The organism is Mycobacterium sp. AMU20-3851 (assembly GCF_043974665.1).
GTDB lineage: Bacteria > Actinomycetota > Actinomycetes > Mycobacteriales > Mycobacteriaceae > Mycobacterium.
This window is the reverse complement of the sequence record NZ_CP146371.1, coordinates 1,938,333-1,952,472: the sequence shown is the minus strand read 5'-3', so window position 1 is coordinate 1,952,472 and position 14,140 is coordinate 1,938,333. Positions and strand designations below refer to the sequence as shown.

General features: G+C 70.4%; 5 protein-coding genes. All 5 read right to left on the bottom strand.

The annotated features are described in order from the left end of the window. Nucleotides 1–22: 22 nt before the first annotated feature. From V4U86_RS09390 to V4U86_RS09370, 5 genes are read right to left on the bottom strand one after another with little or no spacing between them, the layout of a single operon-like run. On the bottom strand, nt 23–5,455 hold the full coding sequence (locus V4U86_RS09390; RefSeq protein WP_395310976.1) for an amino acid adenylation domain-containing protein: 5,433 nt from the start codon (nt 5,453–5,455) through the stop codon (nt 23–25). Next, complete coding sequence (gene mbtD, locus V4U86_RS09385) at nt 5,448–8,408, bottom strand: mycobactin polyketide synthase MbtD (RefSeq protein ID WP_395310975.1); 2,961 nt, start codon at nt 8,406–8,408, stop codon at nt 5,448–5,450. The genes V4U86_RS09390 and mbtD overlap by 8 nt, the downstream gene beginning before the upstream one ends. Further along, nucleotides 8,408–9,733, bottom strand: a complete 1,326-nt coding sequence (locus tag V4U86_RS09380) for a polyketide synthase (RefSeq protein WP_395310974.1) — start codon at nt 9,731–9,733, stop codon at nt 8,408–8,410. The genes mbtD and V4U86_RS09380 overlap by 1 nt, the downstream gene beginning before the upstream one ends. Next, nucleotides 9,723–10,520, bottom strand: a complete 798-nt coding sequence (locus tag V4U86_RS09375) for a thioesterase II family protein (RefSeq protein ID WP_395310973.1) — start codon at nt 10,518–10,520, stop codon at nt 9,723–9,725. Before V4U86_RS09375 ends, V4U86_RS09380 begins: the two co-directional genes overlap by 11 nt. Then, nucleotides 10,517–14,047: an amino acid adenylation domain-containing protein gene (locus V4U86_RS09370; protein ID WP_395310972.1), complete on the bottom strand. Its 3,531-nt coding sequence runs from the start codon at nt 14,045–14,047 to the stop codon at nt 10,517–10,519. The genes V4U86_RS09375 and V4U86_RS09370 overlap by 4 nt, the downstream gene beginning before the upstream one ends. Nucleotides 14,048–14,140: the final 93 nt, after the last annotated feature.

Here is a 14,140-nt window from a genome sequence, read left to right as displayed (position 1 = left end):
ATCGAGGATGGCGGGCTTCTGGTCAGGCACTGCCGCTGTCCCATCCCGCCGTCAGCGCGGCCAGTTCGTCGGGCGACAGACCGGACGCGGCCATCGGCTCGTGCCGGGTATCGGCCTCCTGCAGCTGCCCGGCCTTGGCGTCCAGCGCGGCGCCGAGTTCGGCGAGTACGGGGTGCTCGAAAACCATCCGCGCGGTCAGCGGCAGCCCGCCGTCGCGGGCCCGCGCGGCGAGCTGGACGGCCAGGATGCTGTCGCCACCGAGGGTGAAGAAGTCGTCGTGCCGACCGAATTCGGGCACCGACAGCAGGTCGGTCAACATGTTCGCCAGGGCGCGCTCGGTGTCGGTGCTGGCCGGTTCGCTCGGCCCGCCGGCCACGATCACCGGACGCGGCAGCACCGCGCCGTCGAGCGTGGACAGCAGCGAGATCGGCAGTGCAGCATGGGTTTCCGGCAGCGCCGCGCGCACCGTCTCGATGAAGGCCGCCGGGTCGCGGACCGGCTCGGCCGGCACCAGATAACCGCCGAGCACCGTGCCGCCGCGGGTCTCCCAGTAGCGCGTGGCGGCCGCGGCGACACCGGGCACGGCCTCCAGTGCGGCCTGCAGTTCGGGCTCGCCGCGCTCCAGGTAGTCCAGGGTGCCGTCCGGGTTCCACCGGGCCCGGTCGCCGGTGCGGTACAGCCGCGCGTGCTGACCGAACGGATTCTGCGGGTACCGGTATGCGGCTGCTTCGTGGGCACTTTCGGACGAATCGTCGATCGCGCCGCCGGCGTAGTACACGTCTCCGGTGACGCCGACCGCCACCGGCGCCAGCCATTCGTCGAGCAGATAGACCCGATCGGCGCCCGCGGTCTGCGGCAGGCCGGGCAGCGGCGCCGCCGCGCCGCTCCACTGCGCGACGATACGGGCACCCTCGTCGTCATCGGCGATGGTGATATCGCGCAGGGTGGCATCGGGATCGCCGGCGAAGGCCTGCACCACCCGGTCCAGCCAGGTGATCAGCCGCCGCGCGGTCTCCTGCCGGTACAGCTCGGTGCGGTAGATGACGGTGCCCTGGTATCCGGCCGGGGTGCCGTCGGGGGCTGTCTCGGCGAAGAAGTTCAGCGACAGGTCGGCGTGCGCGACGTCGAACGTGGGTTCCAGTGGGGTGAACCGGGTCTCCCCCTGCGCTGAGCTTTCGATGACCTGATCGGCGGGTAGTTCCTCCCGCACGTGCACGACGACGCCGAACAGCGGGTTGCGCGACAGCGAGCGCACCGGGCTGACCGCATCGACCACCCGGTCGAACGGCAGGTCCTGGTGGGCGTAGGCGCCCAGGGCCATCTCCCGGGCGCGCCGCAGCACCTCGCGCACGGTCGGGTTGCCGTCCAGCTTGTTGCGCAGCACCACGATGTTGATGAAGAAACCGATCAGCCGATCGAGTTCAGGTTCGGTGCGTCCGGCGACCGGGGTGCCCAGCGGGATGTCGGTGCCCTCACCGGCCTTGTGCAGGGCGACCGCGACGGCGGCCTGCAGCAGCATGAACTCCGTGATGCCGAGTTCCCGGGTGAGTTCGGTCAGTTTGGCCCGGGTGTCGGCGTCGATGGTGAACGCCAGTGCGTCGCCCTCGCCGTCCGGGACCGGCGGGCGGGCGAAGTCCGGGCGCAGCCCGTTCTCCTCCGGCAGCCCGGACAGCTGCTCCACCCAGTAATCACGCTGGACGGCAATGCTTTCGGCGTCCCCGCCGAGGAGCTCGGCCTGCCAGGCGGCATAGTCGGCGTACTGCACAGGCAGCGGCTCGAACTCCGGTGCCTGCCCCTGACAGCGGGCCCGGTAGGCGGTCAGGATGTCGGTGAACAGCACGCCGGCCGACCAGTGATCGGCGGCGATGTGATGCACCACCAACGACAACACGTGCTCGTTATCGGTCGAGAGCACCGCGGCCCGGATCGGCAGGTCGTGCTCCAGGTCGAAGCAGTACCGGCGCTCTGCGGTCAGTTCGGCCTGCAGCCACTCCTCGCCGGCGCCGCGGGCCCGGCGCACCGGAACCGGGCCGGCCGGGTGCACGATCTGATAGGGCGCCCCGTCGATCTCCCGGTAGGTGGTGCGCAGGATCTCATGCCGGGCCACCACATCGGAGATGGCGGCCACGAACGCCTCCGGGTTGTTCGGCCCGCTCAACCGGGCCGCGAACGGGATGTTGTTCACCGGATTCGGGCCGTCGATGCGGAACTGGAACCACTGCCGCAGTTGTGCGGCCGACATCTGCAGCGGGCCACCACGTTCGACGGGTGTCATCGCCGGGCGGTCCGAGCGCCCACCGGCGGCGGTGATCTCGTCGATGTGCGCGGCGATGCCGCTGACGGTGCCCAGCTCGAAGATCTCCTGCACACCGATGTCGACGCGGCAGCGCGAGCGCACCGCGGCCACCAGTTTGGTGGCCAGCAGCGAGTGCCCGCCGAGTTCGAAGAAGGAATCGTCCGCACCGACGGTGTCCCGGCTGAGCAGGTCACCGAACAACTCGGCGATCACCCGTTCGGTGTCGGTGCCGGGTTCCCGGTATTCGGTGGCGACCACGATCTCGGGCTCCGGCAGAGCCTTGCGATCGATCTTGCCGTGCGCGGTGATCGGGATCTCGTCGACGGCCACATAGGCGGCCGGGATCATGTACTCGGGCAGGGCGGCGGCGACGCGGGCCCGGATCCGATCGATCTCGACCACGCCGTTCTCACCGGCCGGGGTGACGTAGCCGACCAGGCTCTTGCCCAGCCCCGGCACATCGCTGACCACCACGACGGCCTGACCGACCGACGGGTCCACCGAGATGGCGGCGGCCACCTCGCCGAGTTCGATCCGGAAGCCTCGGATCTTCACCTGCTCATCGGCGCGGCCGACGAACTCGATGTCCCCGTCCGCGTTTCGGCGGGCGAGGTCACCGGAGCGGTACATCCGCTGCCCGGGGTTGAACGGATCGGCGACGAACCGTTCCGCGGTCAGCCCAGGCCGGTGGTGGTATCCGTGCGCGACATGTGTTCCACCGATGTAGATCTCGCCGATCACCCCGACCGGTACCGGCTGTAGGTAGTCGTCGAGCAGGTGGATGCTGGTGTTGATCTTCGGGGTGCCGATCGGCACGATGCGCGAACCCTGCTTGCCCTCGACCTTGTAGCGGCTGCAGTTGAGCACCGTTTCGGTCGGGCCGTAGAAGTTGTGCAGCAGCGAATCGAACATGGCGTGGAACTTGTCGGCGACCTCACCGGGCAGCGCCTCGCCGCCGATCGGGACTCGTTGCAGGGTGCGCCATTCGTTGACCCCGGGCAGCGACAGGAACAGGCCCAGCAGCGACGGCACGAAGTGCATCGAGGTGACGCCCTCGTTGCGCAACAGGTCGGTCAGGTAGCCGATGTCGGTGAGCCCGTCCGGTTTCGGGATGACCAGCCGGGCTCCGGCGGCGAGCATGCCGAAGATCTCACCGATCGACACGTCGAAGCCCTGCGAGGCCACCTGCAGCAGCCGGTCGGAATCGGAGACCTCGTACTCCGGACCGAACCAGGCGAAGTACTCGGCGATCGGCCGGTGCGGCACCGGGACACCCTTGGGCAGCCCGGTGGAACCGGAGGTGTAGATCAGGTATGCCGTGTTGTCGGGCAGCAGCGGACGCACCCGGTCGGCGTCGGTCGGGTCGGCACTGGAGTAGTCGTCCAGATCGGTGGCCAGCCCGCGCAGCACGACCTTGGGGTCGGAATCGGACAGGATGTAGGACAGCCGGTCCTCGGGGTAGGTCGGGTCGACCGGCAGGTACACCGCACCGGCCTTGACGATGCCGAGCGCGGTGATGACCAGTTCCGGGGACTTCTCCATCAACACCGCGACCCGGTCCTCGGTGCCGATGCCCTGGGCGATCAGCGAGTGCGCCAACCGGTTCGCCGTCTCGTTGATCTCGCGGTAGCTGTAGTGGCGACCCTCGTACACCACCGCGGTGACGTCGGGGGTCTCGGCCGCCTGCGCCTCGACCAGCGCGGTCAGGGTGGTGGCGGGGGTTTCGAACCGCTCGCCGTGCGACACCGCGCGCAGCCACTCGGCGTCCTCGGCGGACAGGATATCGAGGCGGGCCAGCGGGCGTTCCGGATCGGCGAGCGCATGCTCCAGCAGCACCGCAAAAGATTTCAGCATCCGGGCGGCCAGGTCGGCGTCGATGATCTCGGTGAGGTGCTCGACCTCGACCACCGCGTTCGTGCCGTCCCACTCGACCATGAACCCCAGCGGCAGCTGGGTGACATGGCCGCGGAGCTCACCGCGGACGCACTTCACGCCGTCGGGGTTGAAGCCGCCGCCGTCGGGCTCGCGAAACCCGAAGCTCACCCGGGTCATCCGCTCGGCCCCGTGCCGGCGGTCCGGGTTCAGTTCGCGCACCACCCGATCCAGGTTGATGCGCTGATGGGCGAACGCGCCCAGCGCGGTGTCGCGGGTGGCCAGCACCGTCTCCCGGAAACCGGCCGAGGCGTGCGGCCGCAGCCGCATCGCCACGGTATTGCCGTAATAGCCGAGGGCATCGTCGGATCCGCGGTTGAGCACCGGGCTGGCGACCAGGAAATCGTCGGTGTGGGTGTACCGGTTGATCAGCACGCCGAAGGCGGCCAGCAGCACCATGTACGGGGTGGCGCCGGTCTCCTGCGCCAGCGCGGACACCTTGGCGGTGGTCTCCGAGGACAGCGGCAGCGAGGCCCGCTGGGATTTGAACGCGGTCGGGATGGCCGACCCGGTCGGTCCCGGAAGTTCCAGCGGCTCAGGCGGATCGGTCATCACCGCGCGCCAGTGCGCCAGGTCCTCGCCGGTGGTATCGGCGGGCACGGCCGGCGGCCGCGGGGTGGGACCGAGTTCGGCGCCCCCGTAGGCCCGGGTGAGGTCGTCGAAGAAGATCCGCCAGCAGCCGTCATCCCAGGCGATGTGGTGGGCGACCAGCAGCATCATGTGCTCGTCGGCGGCCAGCCGCACCAGGGTGATGCGCAGCGGGGAATCGGTGCTCAGGTCGAAGCTGCGGCCGAACTCGCGCTGCGCCAACACCTCCAGGCGCAGCCCACGGGCCCGTTCGGACATCTCGGACAGGTCGTGGAAGGTCCAGGACGGGCGCAGGTCGTCATGCACGACGGGCTGCGGCTCACCGTTCTCGTCGGCGGTGTAGGTGGTGCGCAGCAACGGGTGCCGGCGCCCGACCGCATCGAGTGCGGCCTGCAGGCGATCGGCGTCCAGCGCACCGGTCAGCCGGTAGGACAGGCTGATGTTGAGCAGCACTCCGGTCGGGTCGAAGGCCTGGACGAACCACATCCGGCGCTGCCCGTCGGACAATGCGTTCTCGTCGGTCTGCCCGGCCGCTGCCGAGGCCAGGCCGCGTTCGGCGAGCTTGCGACGCATCAGTTCCAGGCGCGCCTCGGCTCCCGACCTGGCGCCGGTGGTCGTTGCGTCTACGGTCTCAGTCACGGATGCGTGCCTTCTTCTCTGGTTGTTCCAGGTGCTCGATGACCTCCGCGACGGTCGCGCCGCCGAGGATGGTCGCCAGCGGCACGTTGACCCCGGCCGCCTTCTTGAGCTTCTTGCGTAGGTCGAGCGCCAACAGTGAGTCGACGCCCAGATCGAGCAGTGAAGCGGACGGCTCCAGTGCCGTGTCCGCGGGGAGATTGAGGACCGCGCCGAGAGCCACCTGCAGCACACCCGCGGCGTCCAACCCGTCCAGGGACGGTTCGGGTGCTGCCGCGGCTGCCCCGTCCGTCGCGCCGCCGGGCGCGCTCCCCAGGAAGACCTGCAGCCGGTCCGGGTCGGCGGTGAACACCAGCGGATCGGCGGTGAAGTCGCGCAGGCAGGCCTCCACGGCCCGGTCCGGCGCCATCGCGCGCAGCCCGGACCGTTCGACGCGGGCCACCTCCTCGGCGGCGATGATGCCGGGCTGCCCGGGTGAGCCCGGCCACAGCCCCCAGCGCACCGAGGTGCACGCCCGGCCGTCGGTACGTAACTGGACCGCCATGGCGTCCAGCAGCCGGTTCGCGGCGGCGTACGCGGTGTGCCCGCTGCCGCCCCACAGTCCGGACACCGAGGAGCACAACACGATCCGGGCGTCCTCGCGCAGCGGCCAATGCTGGGTGACGGTGGCCAGCCCGAGCACCTTCGCCGCGACGGTATCGGAGAGGGTCTGCCCGGTCAGCTCACGGTGCCCGACGATGGTCGCCGCGCCGGCCGCGTGGATGACCAGAGATGCGCCGGCGCCGGCGAATTCGGCGGCCGTCGCGGCCACTGCCGCCGGATCGGTGATGTCGCAGGGCGGTGCCAGCACCTCGACACCGGCCGGTGCCGATGCGGCCAGCAGCGCCGGGTCGATCCCGGACCGGCCGAGCAGCACGATCCGGCGGGCCCCGCGGGCGCTGAGCTGCTGCACGAAGTGCGTACCCACGGCCCCATTACCGCCGGTGATCACCACTTCGTCGAGAAGTGTTGTCTCCCAGATGGGTTGGGGTAAACGGTCCTCGACAACGGCCCGGCCGAACAGTGCCGGCCCGGATTCGGTGTCCCGCAGCGCCAGTTCACCCGCCGGCCCGTGCAGAGCCGTGGCGGTCTGTGCGGCGGCCGCGGTGTCCAGTTCCCAGGACGGCAGATCCAGGTGCCCGAAGGACTGGTCGGGGTGCTCGAGCCCGACGCTGCGGTGCATCGCGGCCAGCGCAGCCTGGGCGGGCAGCGGTCCCGGCTCGCCGGGGCGGACCTGTTCCCCGCCGACGGTGAGCAGCCACACGTCGCGGCACAGCGGCCCGATGGCGTCGGTGTAGGTCAGCAGACCGGTCTCGATTCGGTCGGCCAGTGCGTGGGCCGCGGTGACCGCGTCGAGGTGATCCAGGACCGGGGCCAGGACCACGAGCAGGTCCGCGTCCTCCGGGTCGGTGAGGTCCAGGTGCGCACCCAGGGCCTCGGTGATCCGGCCGTCATCGCCCAGGTCGATCACCGCGGCACGGCGGCGTCCATCCCGACCCGGTGTGACCGGCTCCCAGCGTTCGGTCATCACCTTCAGCCCCGGCACCGGCGGCAGCGGTTCGGCTGCCGCCCAGTGGTGCTGGGCGCGCATCGGGGCGAACGGGAAGTCCGGCAGCAGTTTCAGGTCGGCGTCGAGCGCTTGCGCCCACCCGAATCCGGGATCGGCGACGGCCACCGCGGCCAGGTTGGCGCTCAGCCGGTCGGTGATCGGTTCGTCGCGGCGGCCCGAGCCGACCAGCAACGGCGGATCCGACACGTCCTCGAGCACTTCGGCCATGGCATACATCAGCGCCGGGTGTGCGGAGAGTTCGACGAACACGTCGGCTCCGGCGGCGGTGGCCGCGCGGACCGCGTCGTCGAAGCGGACGATGCTGCGCAGGTTGGTGTACCAGTAGTCGGCGAAGTCGGTGCCGGCCGGCACCGGCTGGGCGGTGGCCGACCCGATGAACACCACTTCGGTGGGTCCGAAAGTGCCCTGCGGAAGCAGGGTTTCGAGCTCGGGGCGCTTGGAGTCCAGTTTGGTGGTGTGCGCGGGGAACCACATCTCGATCTCTTTGGCGAACCGTCCGGCCTCGTTGATGCGGTGTACCAGGGCCGCGACGGTGTCGGTGTCTCCGGAGACCGCGACCGAGGACGGGGAGTTCACCACCGACAGTTCGGCCCAGCCGGGTGTGTCGGCGATCGCCTGCTGCGCCTGTGCGGGATCGACCCCGAGCACGGCCACCCGGTACGGGCCGGTCAGCCCGTCGAGCAGGGTGGCCCGGGCGGCGACCACGCCGACGGCCTGCTCCAGGGTGATGGCGCCGGCGATGTGGGCGGCGCCGATCTCGCCGAGGCTGTGCCCCACGGTGATGTGCGGGACGACACCGCAGGACTGCCATACCCGGGCGAGCGCCACCCCGTGCACGAACTGCGCACCCTGGATCTGGAGCTGGGAGAAGTCGTTGGTCTGCGCGCCGGGTTCGGCCAGCAGATAGGCCAGCGGGGACGGATACCCGGCCGCGGCGAACTGCGCGGCGCACCGGTCCACCTCCGCGCGGTACACCGGCAACCGGTCATAGGCCTCCACGCCCATGGCCGGCCACTGGCTGCCCTGTCCGGGGAAGACGAAGGCCACCCGCGGCGGACCCGGGCGGTCCGAGCGGGTGACCAGCGGGTGGTCTTCCCCCGCGCTGAGCGCCGCCAGGGCGGCGCAGAGTTCGGTGATGTCGGCGGCGCGGATCACCGCGCGGTACTTGCGGACCCGGCGGGTGCGTGCCAGTGTCGCGGCCACCCGGGCCACCTCGGCCGCCCCGCGCAGTTGCGGGCGGCGCTGCAGGTGGTTGCGGATCGCGCAGGCGTCCTGGCCGATGAGGTCCTCGGCGTGGGCGCTGAGCAGCACCGGGATCCGGCCATCGGGCATCGGGGTGGTGGCCATCAGGCGGCCTCCCGCGGACTGTCCGGGATCGACACCACGGCGTGGGTGTTGGTACCACTCATCCCGAACGCCGAGACCGCGCCGATCCGCTGCCCGTCGATCGCCGGCCAGTCGGTGAGCGTGGTGGCCAGGCGCAGACCCTGGGCGTCCCAGTCGATTTCCCGGCTCGCCGCGTCGATGTGCAGGCTGGCGGGTACCGCGCCGCGCTGGGCGGAGATGATCACCTTGGCCAGCCCGAGCGCGCCCGCGGCGGCCTGGGCGTGGCCCACATTGGATTTCACCGAACCCAGCAGTGCGCCCGCACCGGGGTCGGTGGCGCCGTAGGTCCGGGCCAGCGCCCGCAGTTCGGTGCGGTCCCCGAGCCGGGTCGCGGTGCCGTGCCCCTCGATCATGCCGACCTGCTCGGGGCGGACACCGGCACGTTCGATGGCGCGGGCGAACAACCGCTGCTGGGCGGTGCCGCTGGGTGCGGTCAGCCCGACGGTGCGGCCGTCGGAGTTGACCGCGGTGGCACGCAACTCGGCCAGCACCCGCCGGCCGCTGCGGATCGCCGCCGAGCGGCGCTGCAGCAGGAACATGGCCGCGCCCTCGGCCCACACGGTGCCGCTCGCGGCGGCACTGTAGGGCCGGCAGTGTCCGTCGTCGGAAAGTGCGTGCTGCTTGGAGAATTCCACGAAGTAACCCGGGGTGCCCATCACGCAGACACCGCCGGTCAACGCCATGTCGCAGTCGCCGTTGCGGATCGCCCCGGCCGCGGTGTGCAGCGCGGCCAGCGCCGAGGAGCACGAGGTGTCCACCGTGAGTGCCGGGCCGGCCAGGTCCAGCGTGTAAGCGATCCGGCCCGAGATCACTCCCAGCGACGTGCCGGTGATCAGATGACCACTGTGCGTGGAATATTCGGACAGTTCCGGCCCGTACTCCAGCGCTGAGGCGCCGATGTAGCAGCCCACGTCATGGCCGGCGACGTCGTCGGGGTTGATCCCGCTGTTCTCCAGCGTGCGCCAGGCCAGCCGCAGCGCCACCCGCTGCTGCGGGTCCATCGCATCGGCCTCCCGCGGCGAGATGCCGAAGAAGGACGGATCGAAAAGCGCAGCGTCGGATAGGAACCCACCCAGATCGTGGATCTGCTTGAAACCGTCCCGCCGCGACCCCTCCAGCAGGTCGGTCACCGACCAGCCGCGGTCGCCGGGAAACTGACCGAGCGCCTCGCGCTGCCCGGACAGCAGATCCCAGAAGGAGTCGGCCGAGTCGACGCCACCCGGCGCCTCCAGCGCCATGCCGACGATCACCACCGGATCGTTGCTGAGGCCGTTCTCAGAGTACATGGACCAACTCCGCCACGTCCGCGGTATGGTCGTTGATGTAGAAGTGGCCCCCGTCGAACATGGACACGGTGAAGGCGCCGCTGGTGTGGGTTTCCCAGCGCCGCAACATGTTTTCGCTGACCCGGTGATCGGTGTCGCCGCCCAGGGTGTGGATGTCGGCGGCGATGCGGACGTCGGCGTCGCACCCGTACCGGTTGAAGGCGGCGTAGTCGGCCCGCACCGCCATCAGCAGCAGTTCCACGAAGTCGTCGTCGGCCAGCAGCTGGGGGTCGGTGCCACCGAGATCGACCATCTCGGCGATGATCTCGGTCTCGGCCATCGGCAGATCCGGTGCGGCGGCCACCGTGGACGGCGCCTCGCTGGCCGACACCCACAGCGAGCTGACCTCGATGCCCTTGCTCTCGGCGACCCGGGCGAATTCGAACGCCACCACTGCGCCCATGCAGTGCCCGAACAACCGCAGCGGACCCAAACCGGCCCAGTCGCCACCGTCGAACAGGTCCGCCGCGAGTTCGCCGACGGTGGCCGGCGCGGGGTGGGTCAGTCGGTCCCCGCGCTGCGGGTACTGCATGACGTAGGCATCCGAGCCGGCCGTGGCCAACGCGGTACCCAGTCCCCGGTAGGCCAGCGCCGCCCCACCGGCATGCGGGAACACCAGCGTCGCCGGGGCGCCGGAACCTCTGCCCGGGTCGCTTCGCTCTCCCCCGCAAGCGGGAGGTGCCCCCAGCCCGCCGGGCGACCCCGCCGGGTACCGCTTGATCCAGGGCTTGAAGATCTCGGTGCTCACGCGCGGCCCGCGGTGTCGAGTTCGGAGGTCCCGTCCAGTTCGGAAACGACATCTTCGTCGTCCATCGCGGCGACCTCCAGATACAGCTCGGCCACCAATTCCAGCCGCTGCCCGTCGGATTCGCGTTCGGTGAGACGCCGAGCGATCGCGGCGACGGTGCGGGTGGCGAACACGTCGGGCACCATGATCGTGGGCGTGTCCAGCCAGTCCCGCACCTGGGCGACCAGCTGGGTGGCCATCACCGAGTCACCGCCGAGACCGAAGAAGTCGTCATCGACGCCGATGGTTTCGGCCCGGCCGAGCAGGTCGGACATGATCCGCGCGAGCGCGGTCTCCAACGCCGTCGACGGCGCCCGGTAACCGCGTGCGGCGGGCAGTTCGGCTTCGGCCAGGCGCAGCGCCACGGCCACCCGGTCGATCTTGCCGCCGCCGGCGTTGTACGGGATCTTGTCGGCGGCCACGATGACCTGCGGGATCATGTGCGCGGGAAGAAGATCGGCCAGCGCAGTCAGCACGTGGTCGGTGCTGACCGCGGGATCGTCGATGCGCACCAGCGCGCCCAGCACGTCCTTGCCGCCGTCGACGGGGATCACCGCCGCGACCGCCGCACCCACCCCGGGTACCCGGTTCAGCGCGGCCTCGACCTCGCCGAGTTCGATGCGGTAGCCGCTGAGCTTGACGCGCTGGTCGGTGCGGCCGATGAACTCCAGCGTGCCGTCCGGCCGGTAGCGCGCCAGGTCACCGGTCCGGTACCAGGTGCGGCCGTCGTGCTCGACGAACTTCTCGGCGGTCAGGTCGGGACGACCGCGGTAGCCGCGGGCGATGCCACGGCCGCTGAACCACAGTTCGCCGGGCACCCAGTCCGGGCAGTCCTCACCGGACGGGCTGACCACCCGGCAGGCGTTGTTCGGGAACGGTACGCCGTAGGGCACCGAGGGTGCGTTCGGAATCTCGTCCTGCGGGCCGATTTCGGAGATGGTGCCGTGGATGGCCGTCTCGGTCGCCCCGCCGAGGCCGGCGAAGCACATCTGCGGCGCCCGGGCGCGCAGTGCCCGGACCATGTCGGGACGCACCCAGTCACCGCCGGCGAGCACCACCCGCAGCGAGCTGATGTCGCCGGGCACCTCGGTGAGCATCTGCAGCCAGCCGGGCAGGAAGTTGACCACCGACACCCGGTGCTCCGCGATCAGGCGGGCCCAGGCGTCCGGGTCGCGGCGCTGGTCCTCGTCCACCATGACGATGGCGCCACCGGCGCGCAGCGTGCCGAACACATCGGGTACCGACATGTCCGATTCCAGGTGCGACAACGCCAGCGCCCGGTCTCCGGCACCGATCTCGAAGTGCCGGTAGAGGAATTCCAGCGTGTTGAGCACCGCGTCGTGGGTCAGCTCCACACCCTTGGGTTCACCGGTGGACCCGGAGGTGAACAACACATAGGCCAGATCGTCCGGGGCGACGGTAACCGGACTGAAAGATGCTGCGCCGGTATCGATATCACCGATACGCAGCGACGGGACGGTTGCCTCGGCGAGTACCCCCGGGACGTCGGTACCGCAGATCAGCGCGAACTTCACCCCACCGGTGGCCAGCATGCGGTGAGCCCGGTCGGCCGGCTGGTCCACGCCGACCGGCAGATATGCCGCACCGGCGGTGAGGATGCCCAGCAGCGCGGGAATCTGTTCGGCCCCCTTGGGACCCAGCACCGCCACGACGTCCCCGGAGCCGACGCCGGCCCCCTGGAGCGCGGCGGCGACTGCGAGCGCGCGGTCCCTGAGTTCGCCGTAGCGCATGGTGCCGCCGGAGGCGATCAGCGCGAGGGCCTCCGGGTTGGCGGCGGCGTTGCGGAAGAACCCGTCGACCAGGTTGTCACCGCTGGGCGGTGCGGTGGTCGCGTTGACGGCGTCGCGGACGGTGCGTGAGGACGCGGCCAGCGCGGGCGGATCCGGCCGGTCCCAGGCCGCGTCGTCGGCCGCCAGGCGGGCCAGTTCGGCGACCTCGTAGGCGAACATCGCCTCCGGAACCCCGGGCGGGAAGGCTTCGACCCGGACGTCCCAGTTGATCATCAGACCGTTGACCAGCGGGGTGGCCTGGGCGTCGATGAGCACCTGCGGCCCCTGGGAGATGGTCCACACCGGCTCGCCGAACTGGTCGGTGACGTCGCCGGCGAACAGATCGCCCAGGCCCAGGGCGCTGGTGTAGACGATGGTGGCCAGCGTCTGGGTGCCGCGGTGCCGGCTCATATCGCGCAGCACGTTCAAACCCGACACCGACGAGTGCGCTGCCGTGGCGTGCAGGGTCTCCTGCACGGCGCGGGCCCGGGCGGCCGGGGTATCGGCATCGGCGAGATCGATATCGAGCATCAGCGAGGAGGTGAAGCACCCCACCAGCTTGTCGACGTCGGCGTGATAGGGCTCGCGACCGAACATCGGCAGGTTGAGCAGGAATCGCGAGCTGGTCGACCAGCGGGCCAGCGCATTGGAGTAGGCCGCCGCGACCGCCATCGCCGGGGTGATGCCGCGTTTGTGGGCATTGGCGTACAGCGCATCGCGGGTCGGCACGTCGAAGATGTGCCACAACCTGATGTTGCGCAACGGGTTTGCCTGCTCATCGCGCGGAACCAGCGGCAACGCAGGGGGTTCGGGAAGATCGGGGACCCGCTCCGCCCACCACTGCACGTCCTCCTGCGACGGCGGCGGGGTCGAGGCGGTCAGTTGTGCCCGGTATTCGCGGTAGGTGTATCCGAGTTCAGGGAGGTCGACGCCGCGGTAGAGGGCGGCCAGGTCTGCCATGAAGTTGCGGAAGCTGACCGCATCGGCGGCCTGCATGTCCATATCCACGTGCAGACGGGTGCGCCCGCCGGTCAGCAGGGACAGCGAAATCTGCAGAACCTCGTTGTCCAGCAACTGATGCGATTTGTCGTCACGGATGCGTTCGAGGCGCTCGCGGGCGACCGCGGGGTCGAGGTCGGTCAGGTCGTAGACGGTGACCGGCAACCCCCGGTCGCTGATCCGCTGGGTGCCGTCGGGCAGGATCTCCTGACGCAACATCGGATGGCGGGCAACAAGTTTCGTCGCCGCCCGCTGAAGTCGATCCGGATCCACACCGGCGCCGTCGAATTCGACGTAGAGGTGCGCGGCCACGCCGCCGAGTTCCTGCTCCCCGTGGCGGCCCACCCACATGGCGTGCGCGATCGGAGCCAGGGAGAAGGGGGCGTCGGGATCGGCATCCGGGCCGCCGGTGGCCTCGGATGATGTGCCGGATGTCGCGTGGGATTCCGCGGCGGGTGCCGCCGGGACGTGCTCGGCCACCAGCTCCTGCCAGGCGGCCACCGTCGGGTGGGCGGCCAACGCGGCGAAGCCGACCGCGATACCTTGCTTACGCCAGCGTCCCGACAGCGACATCATCCGGATGGAGTCGAGGCCGGAGGCGATGAGATCGGCATCGGGATCCAGCGCGTCCGGCGCGATCCCGAGCAGTTCAGCCACCTCGGCGCGCACGGTGTCTGATGTCGTCGCAGCGACGCCCACTCTGGTTCCTCCGAAGATTTAGTACAGGCTCCCCTAACTCAGGTGAGGCTACCTTATATTCGTATTTGCATTACACCTACCCAGAGGGACGGT